This window comes from Microbacterium esteraromaticum, from assembly GCF_028747645.1.
In the GTDB taxonomy this organism is placed as follows: Bacteria; Actinomycetota; Actinomycetes; order Actinomycetales; family Microbacteriaceae; genus Microbacterium; species Microbacterium esteraromaticum_C.
This window is the reverse complement of record NZ_CP118100.1, coordinates 745,637-761,823: the sequence shown is the minus strand read 5'-3', so window position 1 is coordinate 761,823 and position 16,187 is coordinate 745,637. Positions and strand designations below refer to the sequence as shown.

Below are 16,187 nucleotides of genomic sequence, written 5' to 3'. Positions count from 1 at the left end.
GGATGCCCGGCGACGAACGCGGATGCCCGAGTGAAAAACCGAATGCCGGGCGCGGCCGCCACCCCTCGTAGCATCCGCACCCGGCATCCGGGATCTTGCGCCGGTCAGGCTCCGGCGAGTTCCTTGCGCACCTCGTCGCGCAGGCGTCCGAGGTTCTCGGGCTCGGGCGCCGCGTTCAGCAGGCGCTTGGTGTAGTCGTGCTGCGGGTTGAGGATGACCTCGTCGCTGGGCCCGCGCTCGACGACGTCACCGCGGTAGAGCACCATGATCTCGTCACTGAAGTGGCGGGCCGTGGCCAGATCATGGGTGATGTACAGCACTCCGAGGTCGTCTTCGCGTTGCAGATCGGCCAGCAGGTTCAGCACCCCGAGACGGATCGACACGTCGAGCATCGACACCGGCTCGTCGGCGACGATGAACCGGGCGCTGGGCGCGAGAGCGCGGGCGATGGCGACGCGCTGACGCTGGCCACCCGAGAGCTCGTGCGGACGCCGGTCGGCAAAGCTCTCGGCCGGACTCAGGCGCACGCGCTCGAGCAACTCCAGCACACGCGCGCGCACCTGGTCGCGGCTCAGCTCAGGGTGGTGGATGCGCAGCGGACGCGCGAGGTGATGCCCGATCGAGTGGTACGGGTTCAGCGACGCGAACGGGTCCTGGAAGACCATCTGCACGTCGGAGCGGTAGCGGGCGACATCGCGTCCGCCGGTTCCGGTCTCGCGGCCGTTCAGCAGGATCTTGCCCGATGTGGGCGTCTCGAGCTTCATCAGCATCCGCGCGATCGTGGACTTGCCCGACCCCGACTCGCCCACCAGCGCGATCGTCTTGCCCGCCTCGAGCGTGAACGACACGTCGTTGACGGCCTTCAGCTGACGGGTGCGCAGGCCCGAGCGCAAAGTGAAGACCTTGTTCAGGTCGCGGGCTTCGAGAGTGGCCGGAGTGCTCATCACACCTGCTCCTGACTGGGTCGGCTGCCATGGCGCACGAAGTCGCCGCGCTCGCCCCGCAGACTCGGGAAGCTGGAGAGCAGCTTCTTGGTGTACTCGTGCTGGGGGTTGCGGTAGATCTCCTCCGCGCTGCCCTGCTCGACGATCTGTCCCTGCAGCATCACCGCGATGCGGTCGCTGATCTCGATCAGCATCGGCAGGTCGTGGGTGATGAAGATCACCGCGAAGCCGAGCTTCTCGCGCAGGCGCATGATCTCGCGGATGATGTCACGCTGCACGACCACGTCGAGCGCAGTGGTCGGCTCGTCCATGATCATGACCTGCGGGTCGAGCGCGAGCGCCATCGCGATCATCATGCGCTGGCGCATGCCACCCGACAGCTCGTGCGGAAAGCTGGTGAGCCGGTCGGGATCGACGCCCACCAGGGTGAGCAGCTCTTCGGCGCGGCGCTTCTTCTCGGCGCGCGAAGTGCCGGGACGGTGCGTGTCGAAGATGTCGTAGATCTGGGCCTTGACGCTGATCACCGGGTTGAGCGAGTTCATCGCCCCTTGGAACACCATCGAGATCTTGTCCCAGCGGAACGCACGAAGCTGCTCGTTGCCGAGCGAGACCACGTCGATGTCCTCGCCGCTGCGGTCGTGGAAGACGATCTCGCCCGATTCCATCAGGGCCGGTGCCTTGAGCAGGCGGTTCAGTCCGTATGCGAGTGTCGTCTTGCCGCAGCCGGACTCGCCGGCGAGGCCCAGGATCTCGCCACGGTGCAGGGTGAGCGACACGTCGCGCACAGCCTTCACAGGTGGGTCGACCTCGTACTCGATCGAGACGTTGCGTGCGGTCAGCACGGGTTCGAGCGCTGTCGCGGTCATGCCGATGCCCCCTTCGTCTTGGCAGCCTTGCGAACGCTGCGGGCGGCCTGCGGCGCGTTGCGCAGCTTGGGGTTGATGACCTCGTCGATCGAGAAGTTGATCAGCGCGAGGCCGGCGCCGAGTCCGGCGATCATGACCCCCGGTGGGATGAACCACCACCAGGCGCCGCGGCTGAGTGCCTGACCGGACTGCGCGTCGTTGAGGATCGTGCCCCACGTGATAGACGAGTTGGGGCCGAGCCCGAGGTACGACAGCCCTGCCTCGTTGAGGATGGCGAAGATGATCGCGAACAGGAACTGCGCCGTCAGCAGCGGCAGGAGGTTGGGCATGAGCTCGACGAGGATCGTGCGCCACGACTTCTCACCGGCGACCTTCGCGGCGTAGACGTAGTCGCGCGAGCGCAGCGAGCGCGCCTGCAGGCGCAGCACGTAGGCGGCGCCGGCCCAGGAGGTGATGCCGAGGATGACGGCGACGAGCTGCCAGCTGCGGTTCGAGACGAACGAGGCGATGACCATCACCAGCGGCAGGCCGGGGATGACGATCATGACGTTGGTGATCAGGGCGAGGGCGTCTTCACGCCAGCCGGCGAGGTAACCGGCCAGCACACCGAAGATCAGTGACAACACGATGGCGATGCCACCGGCGAGAACACCGACCAGCAGCGAGCCGCGGGCGCCGGTGGCCAGCTGCGAGAACATGTCGTTGCCGAGCTTGGTGGTGCCCAGCCAGTGCTCCGCAGACGGCGGCTGCATGGACTCGTTGCCGGTGAAGGTCGGATCCTGAGCGAACATCGGCGCGATGACCGCGAACAGAGTGATGCCGAGCACGAGCGCGAGGCCCGTGACGAACTTGGCCGAGCGCAACGGGGATCCGCTGCGCACACGGCGGATGCGCGAGGTGGCGAGCGCGGTCGTGCTGGACGGGCCGGTGGTCGGCTCGTCGACGATGCTCTCCTGCGCTTGGGCGGGTGCGATCTTGGTTTCAGACATTCTGGCGAGCCCTCGGGTCGATGAACCCGTACACCAGGTCCATGAAGAAGTTGGCGCCGAGCACGGCGATCGTGATGACGAGGAACAGCCCCTGCATGAGGGCGTAGTCGTTCATGGTGACCGCCTGGAACATCAGCTTTCCCACACCGGGGTAGGTGAAGACCTGCTCCATGACGATGGAGCCGGCGACGACGAAGCCGAGCGTGATCGAGAAGCCCGAGATCGACGGGATGGCCGCGTTGCGCGCGGCGTAGGTGGTCATGACGCGACGCGGATGCAGTCCCTTGGCCTCAGCGGTGAGGACGTAGTCCTCGGCGAGGGTCGAAACCATCATGTTGCGCATGCCGAACAGCCAGCCGCCGACCGAGCTGATCACGATCGTCAGCGCCGGCAGGACGGCATGTCGAACGGCATCGACGAAGAACGCCCAACTCACCTCTGGTCCGAACGGGAACTCGAAGACGTCGTACCCGCCGAAGATGGGGAACCATCCCAGCGTCACGGCGAAGACGAACACCAGTACCAGTGCCATCCAGAAGTACGGAATGGACTGCAGCACAGTGGTGGCCGGGATGAGATGGTCTACCCAGGTGCCGCGCTTCCAGCCCGCGAACGCGCCGAGGCCGACGCCGAGCAGGAACGAGATGAACGTGGCGGTGCCGACGAGGATCAGCGTCCACGGCAGCGCCTCGGCGATGAGTTCGGCGACGGGCTTGGGGAAGTCCGTGACTGAGACGCCGAGATCGCCGCGGAACATCTGGCCCCAGTACTGGAAGTACTGCTGCCAGAGGGGGATGTCTTCGCTTCCGAGCAGCAGCTGGATGTTGCGGATGGTGGTCTCGGAGACCTCACCGCCGGCTCGCTGCATCTTGGCGATCATGATGTCTGCCGGGTTCCCCGGCATGAGCCGGGGAAGCAGGAAGTTGAGTGAGATCGCGGCCCACAGCGTGAACGCGTAGAACCCGATCCTTCGTGCATAGAACTTCATCTACCTGGACTTCCTACTTCCCCGACTGGACATCATCTGTTCCTTACCGGCCTCAGCCGACCGGCTCGAGCTGCTGCAGGATGTAACCGGTGGCGATCGCACCCCACGACGGCGGGAACGCGTACAGGTCGTCCTCGGTGGGCCAGCCGGTGAAGTCCTTCGAGTTGTAGAAGGTCTGCGTGGCGTTGATCACCAGCGGAATGTAGGGAACGTCGTTGACGATCTCTTCCTGGATGGTGCCGTACAGCTCTTGCTTGGTGGCTTCATCGTTGGTGCTGGTCGCCGCCAGGATGGCCTCGTCGACGATCGGGTTGCTGTAGCGGCTGAAGTTCCAACGCCCCGGGGGCACCTCTTCGCCGACCACCGAGGTGGACTCGACGAGCTCACCGCCGAACCAGTCACGGTAGATCTGGAACGGGTCGGCCACCGAGGTGCCGATGGAGCCACCGACGATCAGCTCGTACTGGCCGCTCTGACGGGCATCCGAGAACTCCTGCCACTGCACGGTCGAGACGTTGATCTTGATGCCGGCGGCCTTGGCCTGCTCACCGATCAGCTTGGCGGCGTCGTTGAAGTCGGTCCAGCCGTCGACCGAGGTCAGGCTGAGCTCGAGCGTCTTGCCGTCCTTGGCGTAGAAACCGTCCGAGCCCTTGGCGTAGCCGGCGGCCTCGAGGATCGCACCGGCCGCAGCAGCGTCGGCCGCTTGCGGGCTGAGCTCGTTGGCGGGGTCGGCAACCCACTTCTCGTCACGCGGGAGGAGAGCGTAGGTGGGCGAGATGTCGCCGGTCAGGCCGACGAACGCCTTCTCCTTGATGGTGCCGCGGTCGACGGCGACGTTCAGCGCCTGGCGGACGGCGACGTCGGTCTGCGCACCGGCGCAACCGAGGTCGGCGTTCGAGCAGGTGTAGAGCACCACCGGGTCTTGCGGGGTGTTCAGCCACTCGATCTTGCCGTTGCTGGTAACCGAGTCGGGGTTCGGGATGAACATGCCGGCCCAGTCGAGCTTGCCGGCGGCGAGCAGGTCCTGTGCGGTCTGGTTGTTGTCGACACCGACGTACTGCACGGTCTTGACGCCGAGCTCGTCCGCGTCGCGGAAGTTCTCGTTGGCGACCAGCATGTACGACTCGCTGTTAGTGGTCTTCACCACGTACGGGCCGGATCCGACGGGCTCTTCGTTGGCGAAGTTCGCGAAGTCGTCGACCTCGCTCCAGATGTGCTTGGGCAAGATGTAGGTCGAGCCAAGGCGCTGGAACTCGGTGGTGAACTGCGCGGCGGAGTAGGTCAGCACGACGGTGGTGTCGTCCGTGGCCTCGGCCGAGGTCAGTCCGTTGCCGGTGGGGTTGTTGGGCTCGTAGTTGAACGTGAACGCGACGTCTTCTGCCGTCAGCGGCTCACCGTCCGACCACTTCAGGCCGCTCTTGACCTTGATGGTGATCTGCGTGCCGTCTTCGTTGTACTCGTACGACTCGCCGATCATGCCCACGGGCTCGGTGTCGGCGGTCTTGTTGAAGAAGAACAGCGGTTCGTAGATCGGACCAAGAGCGCCGTGCAGGACGGTGGGCGCGAACGGGTTGTAGTTCGCGGTGATGGGCGTCTGACTACCTGCCCAGACGCGCAGCGGGCGCTCGTTCGCCTCTCCCGAGTCACCCGCGTCGGCGGGGGAACAGCCGGTGAGTGCCATGGCGAGGACGGATGCCCCCGCGGCGGTGGTCAACGCGATCTTGCGCGTCTTGGTGCGGATCATTTCAGATTCCTCTCGGTGCTGCATTGCAGGAGGGAGCCCTCCGGGCGGAGGCAAACCCGCGGAATGGGGTTTGTTAGGACAGCAACCTAACAAATAAAGACGAGTGGAGCCACCTGTCCCCCGATAACGATTGGGACTCGGCGACAAAACCCCCGATCGCGCGTCCGCAGGGCGCCCGGCCCGGTGCGTCGAACAGGTGCGTCGAACAGGTGCGAGGGCGCGCCGAAGCGGCGCCCTCCGCGTGGGGAGAACGCCGTGTCGGATGCCCGCTACCGGGCGATCATGAGATGCCGAGCTGCGCGGCGAGCACCATCACCGCTGCGCCGTGCAGCACGATGTCGGGCTGAACGGTGCGGTGGATCGTGATGTCGTCGAATACTCCGTCGAGGGTGCGCTCATGCAACGTCTCGAGCGCAGCGGCGATGAAGACGTCGTCGAGTAGCTCGGCCGGCCCCGACAGGATGATGTCCGACAGATCGAGCGCCGCCACAATGGGGGCGATTCCGATCGCCAGGCGCGCTCCGGCATCCCGCAGAACCTCCTCGCGCGAGGCGGGGTCTTCGGCGATCGCCGAGCGCAGGCGCACGACATTGACCCAGGCTTCCAGGCATCCGTCCCTGCCGCACACGCACCGCGGCCCCCCGTCGGTTCCGACGACGACGTGACCGATCTCGCCCGCCGCGAAGCGGCTGCCGGTCAGGGGTTGGCCGCCGGTGATCAGCCCGGCTCCGACGCCTCGTCCGACCTTGATGAGCATGAAGTCACTGCGGTCGCCGCCGAAGGTGTACTCGGCGAGCACGGCCGCATTTGCGTCGTTGCCGACGATGACGGGCAGATCGAGTTCGTCGCGGGTGCGGTCGCGCAGCGGCATCCCCTGCCACCCCAGGTTGGGGGAGCTGAGGACGACGCCGTCGGCGCTGACGACACCCTGGGCGCCGATGCCGACGCCCAGAATGGGGCGATCGGATGCTGCGATCATGCGCCTGGCAAGCTCGAGCATCCCGGCAAATCCGGCTTCGCCGTCATCTCCCGGCGGACGGTCGATCGTGTCTCGCGCGAGGACCTCGCCGTCGAGGTTCATGACCGCACCTTCGAACCGTGACGGACCGGAGAGGTCGATGCCGATGATCTGATGCCCGTCGCGGTCGATGTCGATCAGCGTCGCGGGTTTGCCAGGCCCAGACGACTCTCGGGTGCCCTTCTCTTTGACGATCTCGTCGGCGATGAGCTCAGAGACGAGGTCGGAGATCGTGACCCTGGTCAGCCCGGTCTCGCGGGCGAGGTCGGCGCGACTGAGCTCACCCGCGTGGTACAGCGTCTGCAACACGAGGGCGCGATTGTGCGCGCGAGCGTATTCGGGCAGCAGCTTCACCCGGGAGCGCAACTCACGCGAAGGCCCGAAGGCGCTGCCGAAGCGATCACCACGGGCGTCGTGGGGTCTGTTCATCTCACACCTTTGTTAGCAACCCTTACGAACAGAAAGCGTACAGCGCTTAGGGCGACACTACCGCGCGCCGCGCACGCCCTCTCCCCCACCTCGCCCTACGCACGTTTGCCGGGAGTGCGTCCGGATGCAGGGGAAAGCACCGGCGTGTCCCCCGGCAAACGTTCACCCTCCCGCCAAACGTACGGTGAACAGTCGTTGTCCCCAGCCACTAACGTCACCCGAGTTCTCCCCGGGCGCTGGGATCGGGTATCCGACGAGCCGCACGAACTCGCAGGCTGACCGCATGCCCGCTCCGACTGCCATCACCGCCCGTGAACTCGTCAATCGGCTCGGGGCGCTCGCGCGCGGGCGCCAGCTCACCGCGTTCGGATTCACTCGCCGCGATCTTGCCGATTCTGTCGCGCGTGGCGAGATATCCAGGATCCGCCGCGGTGTGTTCGCGACCGATGCTCTGCCGCCGCAGGTGCGCAGAGCCGCGAGCCACGGCGGCGCACTCACGTGCGCGGGCGCCTTGCGGCTCCACGGCATCTGGACACTCCGAGACGACGCCGTTGTGCACGTGTGGATGGGTGCGGCGGGCCGAGCGCACCACGTCGGATGCTCGTGCGTCGCCCACTTTCGTCCTGGCCGCATGGCGCTCGGCGTCGCCGACGTGGAGCACGCTCTGGTGCATGCATTCCACTACGTGCGGCACTCCCCCGCGCGGCGCACTGGCTCGTCGACTTCGCTCACGACGGCGCGCAAAGCGGGCTGGAGTCGCTGGTGCGCCTGCGGTTGCATCTGCTCGGCATCGCGGTGCAGACCCAGGTCGTCCTGTCGGGCGTCGGCAAGGTCGATATCGTCGTCGAAGGGCGGCTGATCATTGAACGGACGGCCGCGAGAATCACGAGGCCGAAGACAAGATGCACAAGGACCGAGTGCGGGATGCTGCAGCATCCGCTCTGGGGTACGAGACCCTGCGCTTCGACTACGACCAGATCATCAAGCGCTGGCCATCTGTGCTGTCTGCGACCCTCGCCGCGCTGCAGCGCAACCAGGACTGACTACCGTCCCGACATCCCCGTACGTTTGGCCCACGCCCCTCACTCGACGGTGACGGACTTCGCCAGGTTCCTCGGCTGGTCGACGTCGAGGCCCTTCGCGGTGGCGAGCGCCATGGCGAAGATCTGCAGCGGCACGACGGCCAGCAGCGGCTCGAGCAGCGGCGAGGCGAGCGGAATGCGGATGACCTCGTCGGCGTACGGCAGCACGGCGGCGTCGCCCTCTTCGGCGATGACGATCACGCGGGCACCGCGGGCGCGGATCTCCTGGATGTTCGAGACGACCTTCGAGTGGATCAGCGCCGAGTGGCGCGGCGACGGCACGAGCACGAACACGGGCTGGCCGGGCTCGATCAGGGCGATCGGGCCGTGCTTGAGCTCACCGGCCGCGAAGCCCTCGGCGTGGATGTACGAGATCTCCTTGAGCTTGAGCGCGCCTTCGAGGGCGATCGGGTAACCGACGTGTCGTCCGAGGAACAGCACCGAGCGGGTATCGGCCATCCAGCCCGCAAGCTGGGTGACGTGCTCGGTCTCTTCAGCGAGCACGTGCGCCACGTGTCCGGGCAGCTCCTGCAGTTCGGCGACGACATCCGAGGCAGAGGCGGGAAGAACCCCGCGCACGCGCCCCATGTGCAGGCCGAGCAGCAGCAGTGCGGTGATCTGCGCCGAGAATGCCTTGGTCGAGGCGACAGCGACCTCGGGTCCGGCGTGGGTGTAGACGACGGCATCCGATTCGCGCGGGATCGTCGCGCCCTGCGTGTTGCAGACCGACAGCGTGCGCGCCCCACGCTCACGCGCGTACTTCACGGCCATCAGGGTGTCCATGGTCTCGCCCGACTGGCTGATCGAGACGACGAGGGTGTCGTCGCCGATCACCGGGTCGCGGTAGCGGAACTCGTGGGCGAGCTCGACGTCGACGGGCACCCGCGCCCACTGCTCGACGGCGTACTTTCCGACGAGCGCAGCGTACGACGCGGTGCCGCAAGCGGTGATGATGATGCGGCGGATACCGGTGAACAGGGCGTCCAGTCCGTCGAGCTCGGGGATGACGACCTCGCCGTCGGCGATGCGTCCACGGATGGTGTTCGCGACGGCGTCGGGCTGCTCGGCCACTTCCTTGGCCATGAACGACGGCCAGCCGCCCTTCTCGGCGGCGGCGGCGTCCCACGAGACCTCGAACGGCTGCGCCTCGACCGGGTTGCCGTCGAAGTCGGTGACAATGACCTCGGACGGAGTGATCGCGACGATCTGGTCCTGCCCGATCGCGAGTGCGTTGCGGGTGTGCTCGACGAAGGCGGCGACGTCGGAGCCGAGGAAGTTCTCACCCTCTCCGAGGCCGATCACCAGCGGCGAGTTGCGACGCGCTCCGACGACGAGGCCGGGCTGGTCTTCGTGCATGGCGAGCAGCGTGAACGCGCCTTCGAGGCGGTTGACGACGTTGCGGAACGCGGATTCCAGGTCTTCGGATGCCCGGTACTCGCGCCCGAGCAGTGCGGCGGCGACCTCGGTATCGGTCTCGCTGCGGAAGGTGACGCCTTCGGCTTCGAGCTCGGCCCGCAGTGCGGCGAAGTTCTCGATGATGCCGTTGTGGATGACGGCGAGCTTGTCGTCGTCGGCGAGGTGGGGGTGGGCGTTGAGGTCGGTGGGTCCGCCGTGGGTTGCCCACCGGGTGTGCCCGATGCCTGTGGAGCCTTCGGGAAGGGCGCTATCAGCGAGCGAGTCGCGTAGCGCCGAGAGCTTGCCGGCCTTCTTGCGCATGCCGAGCTCGCCCCGCTCGTCGATCACGGCGATGCCGGCCGAGTCGTAGCCGCGGTACTCAAGGCGGGCCAGCCCCGCGAGAAGGATGTCCTGGCTGGGCCGCGGGCCCACGTATCCGACGATTCCACACATGGACTACAGCGTAAACGTGACTTTTTGCAAGGGATCCATACGTAATTGCTGGCGGACTGCGTAGACATCGCGGCCGCACCACACGCGACGGGGCGGCCGTCGCAAACGCGACGACCGCCCCGTGAAGGTCGCGTTCTCAGACGACGGCGGATGCCGGCAGCGGGCCACCTTCTTGCTCGCCGGGCTCAACGGCCGATCGGCGCGAGCGGAGGCTACCGTAGCCGCTCGCATCCCCCATAGTGCCGCCGCGGCGCTGGAACTTGTGCACCTCGGCGGGAAGTGGGCCGTTGCCATCCGGATCGATGGTGATCATGCGTTCGATCCAGTAGGTGACGTTGCACCGGTAGCCGCCGGCGCGGACGCCGTCGACGTGTGCCCGCACGTGGAAGTTGCGCAACTTGAGACGCTCGACGCCGTCCGGGTCAGTGATACCCCGGTCCGATGCCAGGATCGGCCCGGTGTACGTCCACTGGTACCCGGTGTAGGTCTGCCCGTCGTGCTTCACCTGCGTGCCGATCCGCGTCGGTCCCGACCACGAGGACGAGTGGCCCGACCTGGTGCTCCAATTGATCTCGCCCGCGCTCCGGTCACCGATCACCCAGATGATCATCTTTGCGTCCGAGAAGACGTTCGGGTCTTCGACGTCGTAGACGTAGAGCCCGAACGGAGCCCCATCGGGTGTACGCCCACCGTTGCGCGGCGCGGAGTTGAAGGTCAGCTCCGCACCGCAGCTCCAGAAGTCCGGGTCGGTGTTGACGAGCACCCATCCGTTGATCCCCGGGTCTTTGCGCAGCGAGGCCGCGGCGATCGGAACGGTGGCGGCGACGGCGATGGCCGGCACGCTCCAGGCGACGGCCTTGGCGACGGTTCGGCGACTGATCCCCGTTTCTTGGGCGCGCTCAACGTCATTGTTCATGTGTTTCCCCAGTCCGCGTGTGTGATGGCTCCCCACGAGCCGTTCGACACACACGCGATTCCGACCCTAGCGGGATCGACAGCCGGCGTTCAAGACCAACCCGCTCACACCTTGCGCAGTTGCACGCTCTCGACGGCGTGGTCGGCACCCTTGCGCAGCACGAGGGTGGCGCGGTGTTTGGTGGGCATGACGTTCTCAACGAGGTTGGGCATATTGATCTCGTTCCAGTACCCCAATGCCGTGGCGACGGCTTCGTCGTCGGTGAGGTGCGCGAACACGTTGAAGTACGACGAGGGGTTGCTGAAGGCACCCTTGCGCAGCGCGAGGAACCGGTCGATGTACCAGCGCTCGATGTGTTCGGTGTCGGCGTCGACGAAAATCGAGAAGTCGAACAGATCGCTGACGGCGGGGTCGTGCGGCGCGGGCGGCGGTTGCAGCACGTTGAGACCTTCGACGATGACGACGTCGGGGCGACGCAGCACGACGTGCGCGTCGGGCACGATGTCGTAGCGCATGTGCGAGTAGAAGGGTGCGCGCACCTCGGGTGCGCCGCTCTTGACTTCGGTCAGGAACTGCAGCAGCGCACGTCGGTCGTAGGCCTCGGGGAAGCCCTTGCGGTCCATGATCCCGCGGCGTTCGAGCTCCGCGTTCGGGTACAGGAATCCGTCGGTGGTGACGAGTTCGACGCGGGGGGTGCCGGGCCAGCGGCTCATCAGTTCACGCAGCAGGCGGGCGATGGTCGATTTGCCGACGGCGACCGATCCAGCGACGCCGACGACGAACGGCGTGGTGGTGTCCTCTTCTTGCAGGAAGGCGCTGGTTGCGGCGCCGAGTGCACGGGTCGAGCTGGCGTAGAGACTGAGCAGGCGACTGAGCGGCAGGTACACCTCGCGTACCTCGGTGAGGTCGAGGCGGTCACCGATGCCGCGCAGTTCGACGATCTCGGTCTCGCTGAGCGGCTGGGTGAGCCCTGCGGCCAGGCGCGCCCAGTCGGCTCTGTCTATCTCGCGGTACGGAGACAGGGGCAGGGTCGGGTCTGCGGCGGTCACGCGCTCCATCGTAACGGCGGACGCGCGAGCGCCCGGCGAGTAGTCTCTTTCCGTGCGTTTGGGAATTCTCGACATCGGTTCGAACACGGTGCACCTGCTGGCGGCGGATGCCCGTCCCGGGGGCCGTCCGCAGGCGACGACGAGCGATCGCAGCGTCGTGCGCCTGATGCGCTTTCTGACTCCCGATGGGTCGATCAGCGAAGAAGGTGTTCACGCCCTGGTCTCGGCGGTACGTCGCGCCCGGCAGGTCGCTGAGCAGGAGCGCGTCGAGACGCTGCTGGCGACGGCGACGAGCGCGGTACGTGAGGCGCGCAACGGCGAGGACGTGATCGCACGCATCGAGGATGCCCTCGGCCAACCGCTGCAGGTGCTCACCGGCGTCGAAGAGGCCGAGCTGACGTTCTTGGCTGTGCGGCGCTGGTTCGGCTGGGATGCCGGGCGCATCCTGCTGCTCGACATCGGCGGTGGGTCGTTCGAGTTCGCCGCCGGCGGCGACGAGGTGCCTGAGGTGGCCGAGTCGGTTGCGTTGGGTGCGGGGCGTATGACGGTCGAGTTCATGCCGCAGGATCCTCCGGGTGAGGATGCTGTCGAGCAGCTGCGTGCGCATGCGCGCACCGTGTTGGCTCCGGTGGTGGCGAAGTTGAGAACGTTGGATGCCCCGGATCACCTGGTCGGTTCGTCCAAGGCGATCCGGTCATTGGCGAACCTCGCGGGGCGCGAGGTGTCGGGTTTGGGGTTCGATCGCACGGTGATGTCGCGCTCGGCGCTGAAGTCGTGGATTCCGCGGTTGGCCCGGCTTCCGGCATCCGCTCGTCAGGAGCTTCCGGGTATCACGCCCGACCGCACTTTTCAGATCGTCGCGGCCGCGGTGTGTCTGCACACCGCTATGAAGATGCTGAGCATCGACAAGCTGGAGGTGTCTCCGTGGGCGCTGCGCGAGGGTGTGCTATTGCGTTACACAGAATCAATGCACCTCGACCGTCCATACTGAAAGCATGACTTCGACTGATTCCGATTTCGCCCTCGACGCGACGCCGCGTCGCCGGCGTCGTTGGCCGTGGGTGATCGTGTTCGTGCTGGTCGGCGCACTACTGGCCGCCGCCGCGACCGCGGGCGTCTATCTCTGGAATCTGAACACGTCGTTCGAGAAGGCCGAGAAGCTGCCGGCGGCGGAAGTCTTCCCGACGGTGCGGCCGACGGCGTCCAATCCCGAAGCGGTGAACATCCTGATGCTCGGGTCGGACTCGCGCAGTGGCCTGGAGGGCGATCTGGAGGGCATCCGCGGTCAACGCGCAGACTCGATCCTGCTCGTGCACATCCCCGCCGACAGGTCAGGGGCGCAGGTGATCTCGTTCATGCGCGACAACTGGGTCGAGATCCCCGGGCACGGCGAGCGCAAGCTCAATGCCGCACTGTCGCTGGGTGGCGTGCCCCTGTTGGTCGAAACGCTCGAGAGCATCATCGATGTACCGATCGATCATGTGGCGATCACGGACTTCGAAGGGTTCAAGGGACTGACCGAGGCGCTCGACGGGGTGTCCGTGAACAACTCGATCCCGTTCACGTCCGAAGGCTTCACCTACGAGCAGGGCGTGGTCGACGTGCGCGGCGACAAGGCCCTGGCGTTCGTGCGCGCCCGGTACCCGTTCACAGACGGCGACTACCAGCGCGTGCGCAACCAGCAGTCGTTCATCAAGGGTGTGCTCGACAAGATGCTCAGTCGCGAGACGTTGACCGATCCGGGTCGTATCGCCGCGTCGGTAGATGCGATGTCGCCGTACCTGACGGTCGATTCCGGACTCGACGTGGCCACGATCGGCTCACTCGGTTTCAGCCTGCGCGGTATCGATCAGGGCGACATCATGTTCATGACGTCGCCGACGCTGGGCACCGGCATGGTTGGCGATCAGTCGATCGTGCGACCGGACTGGGAGGGCCTGGCGGCGCTGTCGGAGGCGTTGAAGAACGACACCGTTCCCGAGTTCGCGGCGGCGGGCTGACGCGGCGGCTGCGCGCCGCTGAGATGTCGGATGCTGACGCGCGCCTGCATGTAGGAGCGGGCGTGCCGGTGATCGGCCCGGAAAAGGTGATCGCGGGCGCTGAAAGACCTAAAACCTGAGGTGTGCGCCCGCGATCACGGCGCTGGGGACGCCGATACTGGGGAGACTCCAGAATATTGGCGCCCTCCTCGCGGGCGATACGTCCGAACGGCGAGACCGCATTGGACTTTCGTCCACATCACCCGCAGGTGGCTCGTGGGTTCAGGTGACGGGCAGGCGGGCAGCGACGCGCCACTGGTCGTCTTCGGGCCCGGTGGTGAATTCACCGCTGGCACCGATCACGCGCTCTGCCATCCGGTTGAGCCCGGTTCCGCTCGAAGGCACATCTTTGCGAGGAGTCTCGGCGAGCGGGCTCAGCATGGTGAGCGCGACGGTGTCGTCGTCCGTCTCGACACGGATGACCACATCGCCGTGGCCTGCGTACTTGAGGATGTTCGTGGTCGACTCGCGGACGATACGAGCCAGCACGATCTCGGCCATGCGCGGGATGCGCTCGTCGTTGGGGTTTCCCTCGGTGATCACCCGGTGGCCGGCAGCTTCGATCTCGGTCGCGGCCTCTGCGATGGCGGTGGCGAGGTCTCCGGTGTGGGTGACGGTCGACCGGGGCCCGTCGTCGGCGAGGTCGATGACGAAGCGCAGGTCTGCCATCGCCTTACGGGTGGCGATGCGGATCGCGTCCTGTGACCCCTTGAGTGTGTTCGGGTCGTCGAGTAGCTGCACGTGCAGCGAGACGATGGTGAGGTGGTGGGCGATGCTGTCGTGCAGTTCGCCGGCGATCCACCGGCGTTCGGCGAGCACCGCCTGGCGTTCCTGTTCGGCGCGTGCCGCGAGTTGCTGCTCCAGACGCTCGCCGCGGGCAGAGGCGAGACGTAGTGCGAAGCCGATCGCGCCAGCAACGGCAGCGATGACGAGGTAGATGCCGACGTTCACCGACTCGCCACGGTCGACAAGTGCGACAACGGCGGTAGCCACGAGAAACCCGCCCGCATATGACAGCACGAGTGCCGTGGCACCGAGCCGCAGCACCATTCCCGCCGCGATTGCGGCGGCGAAGAGAACAGCGGCCTCCTTGCCGACGCCGACCGAGATGGCGAAGACAACCCCAAGCGCCGCTGTGGCTGTAGTTGGCCACCAGAGATAGAGGATGAACACCGCCGTAGCGGTGATGCTGAGCAGTGAGCCCGCGAGATCCAAGTCAGACGAGAGGAAGGCGTTGAGCACGTCGAGAGCCATCAGCACCACCAGGAAGGTGAGCATGACGATTCGCTCAACGGTGGTCAGGCGTTCACCGCGGTTCAACCGCAGGCGACCTTGATCGTCGCGCGACGGCAGGCGAAGGGGCATCGCCCCAGTATCGCCGAAGGCTTTGCAGCCTTGGCGGATAGACTCAGCGGATAGCGCCAAAGATGCGTGCGAGCTGTTCCCAGATGGACATTGAATTCACCTCCACAAGTGAACATTTGGCTAGGTACGTATTGATCCTCTCGGTTGGGCCGAGAGAGCACATCTGCCTCGTGGCCATACTTGGTTGCCCAAACGTCTACATCTCTTCGAACCTTCTGGCGAGCCCATTAGGCTCGAGCCATGCCCGAGATCAGAGTCCTCATCGTCGACGACGACCCGCTGGTGCGCTCCGCGCTGTCGCACTTCGTGTCACGCGATCCCGAGGTCGAGGTCGTGGGCCAAGCCGAGAACGGGCGCGAGGCGATCGCCTTCCTCGAACGCGATCTGCCCGACGTGGTGATGATGGACGTGCAGATGCCCGAGATGAACGGCATCGAGGCGACGACGGTGATCGCCACGCGCTGGCCCGACGTGCGCATCCTCGCGGTGACCACGCTGGACGGCAGCGAGACGGTGCTTCCGATGCTGAGCGCAGGGGCATCCGGATACATGCTCAAGGACTCCAGCGCCGAGAGCATCCTCGCTGGAGTGCGCGAGGTGCACAGCGGTGCGAGCTCGCTGTCGCCGCGGATCGCCTCACTGCTGGTGCGTCATGTGCGCAGCACGGCACCCTCGAGCGAAGCGGGCGCGCTGGAGAAGTTGACCGAGCGCGAGACCGAGGTGCTGCAACGGCTGTCGCAGGGCATGTCGAACGCCGAGATGGCGCACTCGCTGATCGTGTCTGAGGGGACGGTCAAGGCACACCTGGGGCGCATTATGGCGAAGTGGCATGTGCGCGACCGCGTGCAGATACTGGTCGTGGCAGCACGTGCGGGACTCATCGACTTTCGGTGAAGTACCGTCGGCGAAC

The 16,187-nt window shown here is 66.3% G+C and carries 15 protein-coding genes; 4 read left to right on the top strand and 11 right to left on the bottom strand.

What is annotated here, in order from left to right; translation table 11 throughout:
• Nucleotides 1-104 precede the first annotated feature (104 nt).
• From PTQ19_RS03450 to PTQ19_RS03420, 7 genes are all read right to left on the bottom strand, one after another.
• Nucleotides 105-944, bottom strand: a complete 840-nt coding sequence (locus PTQ19_RS03450; protein WP_206550384.1) for an ABC transporter ATP-binding protein — start codon at nt 942-944, stop codon at nt 105-107.
• The gene (locus tag PTQ19_RS03445; protein WP_274368474.1) at nt 944-1,810 is read right to left on the bottom strand and encodes an ABC transporter ATP-binding protein; all 867 of its coding nucleotides are present in this window, start codon (nt 1,808-1,810) and stop codon (nt 944-946) included. The genes PTQ19_RS03450 and PTQ19_RS03445 overlap by 1 nt, the downstream gene beginning before the upstream one ends.
• Nucleotides 1,807-2,799 (bottom strand): ABC transporter permease, encoded by a 993-nt coding sequence (locus tag PTQ19_RS03440; protein WP_274368473.1) that lies wholly within the window; start codon nt 2,797-2,799, stop codon nt 1,807-1,809. Before PTQ19_RS03440 ends, PTQ19_RS03445 begins: the two co-directional genes overlap by 4 nt.
• Nucleotides 2,792-3,787: an ABC transporter permease gene (locus PTQ19_RS03435; protein WP_274368472.1), complete on the bottom strand. Its 996-nt coding sequence runs from the start codon at nt 3,785-3,787 to the stop codon at nt 2,792-2,794. The genes PTQ19_RS03440 and PTQ19_RS03435 overlap by 8 nt, the downstream gene beginning before the upstream one ends.
• Nucleotides 3,788-3,839: 52 nt before the next feature.
• On the bottom strand, nt 3,840-5,531 hold the full coding sequence (locus tag PTQ19_RS03430; protein ID WP_274368471.1) for an ABC transporter substrate-binding protein: 1,692 nt from the start codon (nt 5,529-5,531) through the stop codon (nt 3,840-3,842).
• A gap of 280 nt (nt 5,532-5,811) precedes the next feature.
• The gene (locus PTQ19_RS03425) at nt 5,812-6,978 is read right to left on the bottom strand and encodes an ROK family transcriptional regulator (protein ID WP_274368470.1); all 1,167 of its coding nucleotides are present in this window, start codon (nt 6,976-6,978) and stop codon (nt 5,812-5,814) included.
• 214 nt (nt 6,979-7,192) lie between these two features.
• Nucleotides 7,193-7,651: a hypothetical protein gene (locus PTQ19_RS03420; RefSeq protein WP_274368469.1), complete on the bottom strand. Its 459-nt coding sequence runs from the start codon at nt 7,649-7,651 to the stop codon at nt 7,193-7,195.
• Between the two features lie 229 nt (nt 7,652-7,880).
• On the opposite strand from PTQ19_RS03420, the gene PTQ19_RS03415 reads away from it, so the two are divergent.
• Entirely contained in the window at nt 7,881-8,021 is a 141-nt protein-coding gene (locus PTQ19_RS03415; protein WP_274368468.1) for a hypothetical protein, read from the top strand.
• Between the two features lie 39 nt (nt 8,022-8,060).
• On the opposite strand, the gene glmS is transcribed toward PTQ19_RS03415, so the two are convergent.
• The 3 genes from glmS to coaA form a co-directional block, all read right to left on the bottom strand.
• Nucleotides 8,061-9,908: a glutamine--fructose-6-phosphate transaminase (isomerizing) gene (glmS, locus tag PTQ19_RS03410; protein ID WP_274368467.1), complete on the bottom strand. Its 1,848-nt coding sequence runs from the start codon at nt 9,906-9,908 to the stop codon at nt 8,061-8,063.
• Nucleotides 9,909-10,044: 136 nt separating this feature from the next.
• Nucleotides 10,045-10,824 (bottom strand): hypothetical protein, encoded by a 780-nt coding sequence (locus tag PTQ19_RS03405; RefSeq protein WP_274368466.1) that lies wholly within the window; start codon nt 10,822-10,824, stop codon nt 10,045-10,047.
• 104 nt (nt 10,825-10,928) lie between these two features.
• The gene (gene coaA, locus PTQ19_RS03400; RefSeq protein WP_179411610.1) at nt 10,929-11,882 is read right to left on the bottom strand and encodes a type I pantothenate kinase; all 954 of its coding nucleotides are present in this window, start codon (nt 11,880-11,882) and stop codon (nt 10,929-10,931) included.
• A 43-nt stretch (nt 11,883-11,925) separates the two neighbouring features.
• Between coaA and PTQ19_RS03395 the strand changes: the two genes are divergently transcribed.
• Together PTQ19_RS03395 and PTQ19_RS03390 are read left to right on the top strand one after the other, a co-directional pair.
• On the top strand, nt 11,926-12,864 hold the full coding sequence (locus PTQ19_RS03395; RefSeq protein WP_274368465.1) for a Ppx/GppA phosphatase family protein: 939 nt from the start codon (nt 11,926-11,928) through the stop codon (nt 12,862-12,864).
• 4 nt (nt 12,865-12,868) lie between these two features.
• The gene (locus tag PTQ19_RS03390) at nt 12,869-13,873 is read left to right on the top strand and encodes an LCP family protein (RefSeq protein ID WP_274368464.1); all 1,005 of its coding nucleotides are present in this window, start codon (nt 12,869-12,871) and stop codon (nt 13,871-13,873) included.
• Nucleotides 13,874-14,134: 261 nt separating this feature from the next.
• On the opposite strand, the gene PTQ19_RS03385 is transcribed toward PTQ19_RS03390, so the two are convergent.
• Nucleotides 14,135-15,277: a sensor histidine kinase gene (locus tag PTQ19_RS03385; RefSeq protein ID WP_274368463.1), complete on the bottom strand. Its 1,143-nt coding sequence runs from the start codon at nt 15,275-15,277 to the stop codon at nt 14,135-14,137.
• A gap of 240 nt (nt 15,278-15,517) precedes the next feature.
• Here PTQ19_RS03385 and PTQ19_RS03380 point away from each other — a divergent pair, with 240 nt between their 5' ends.
• The gene (locus tag PTQ19_RS03380; RefSeq protein ID WP_274368462.1) at nt 15,518-16,171 is read left to right on the top strand and encodes a response regulator; all 654 of its coding nucleotides are present in this window, start codon (nt 15,518-15,520) and stop codon (nt 16,169-16,171) included.
• The last annotated feature ends 16 nt before the right edge of the window (nt 16,172-16,187 follow it).

Bases quoted from the DNA above. Each gene is read 5' to 3' on its own strand.
- PTQ19_RS03430 (WP_274368471.1), bottom strand. From the start codon at position 5,531: ATGATCCGCACCAAGACGCGCAAGATCGCGTTGACCACCGCCGCGGGG.
- PTQ19_RS03440 (WP_274368473.1), bottom strand. From the start codon at position 2,799: ATGTCTGAAACCAAGATCGCACCCGCCCAAGCGCAGGAGAGCATCGTC.
- PTQ19_RS03435 (WP_274368472.1), bottom strand. From the start codon at position 3,787: ATGAAGTTCTATGCACGAAGGATCGGGTTCTACGCGTTCACGCTGTGG.
- PTQ19_RS03425 (WP_274368470.1), bottom strand. From the start codon at position 6,978: ATGAACAGACCCCACGACGCCCGTGGTGATCGCTTCGGCAGCGCCTTC.
- PTQ19_RS03420 (WP_274368469.1), bottom strand. From the start codon at position 7,651: ATGCACCAGAGCGTGCTCCACGTCGGCGACGCCGAGCGCCATGCGGCC.
- PTQ19_RS03405 (WP_274368466.1), bottom strand. From the start codon at position 10,824: ATGAACAATGACGTTGAGCGCGCCCAAGAAACGGGGATCAGTCGCCGA.
- PTQ19_RS03380 (WP_274368462.1), top strand. From the start codon at position 15,518: ATGCCCGAGATCAGAGTCCTCATCGTCGACGACGACCCGCTGGTGCGC.
- PTQ19_RS03445 (WP_274368474.1), bottom strand. From the start codon at position 1,810: ATGACCGCGACAGCGCTCGAACCCGTGCTGACCGCACGCAACGTCTCG.
- PTQ19_RS03450 (WP_206550384.1), bottom strand. From the start codon at position 944: ATGAGCACTCCGGCCACTCTCGAAGCCCGCGACCTGAACAAGGTCTTC.
- PTQ19_RS03415 (WP_274368468.1), top strand. From the start codon at position 7,881: ATGCACAAGGACCGAGTGCGGGATGCTGCAGCATCCGCTCTGGGGTAC.
- PTQ19_RS03390 (WP_274368464.1), top strand. From the start codon at position 12,869: ATGACTTCGACTGATTCCGATTTCGCCCTCGACGCGACGCCGCGTCGC.
- PTQ19_RS03385 (WP_274368463.1), bottom strand. From the start codon at position 15,277: ATGCCCCTTCGCCTGCCGTCGCGCGACGATCAAGGTCGCCTGCGGTTG.
- coaA (WP_179411610.1), bottom strand. From the start codon at position 11,882: ATGGAGCGCGTGACCGCCGCAGACCCGACCCTGCCCCTGTCTCCGTAC.
- glmS (WP_274368467.1), bottom strand. From the start codon at position 9,908: ATGTGTGGAATCGTCGGATACGTGGGCCCGCGGCCCAGCCAGGACATC.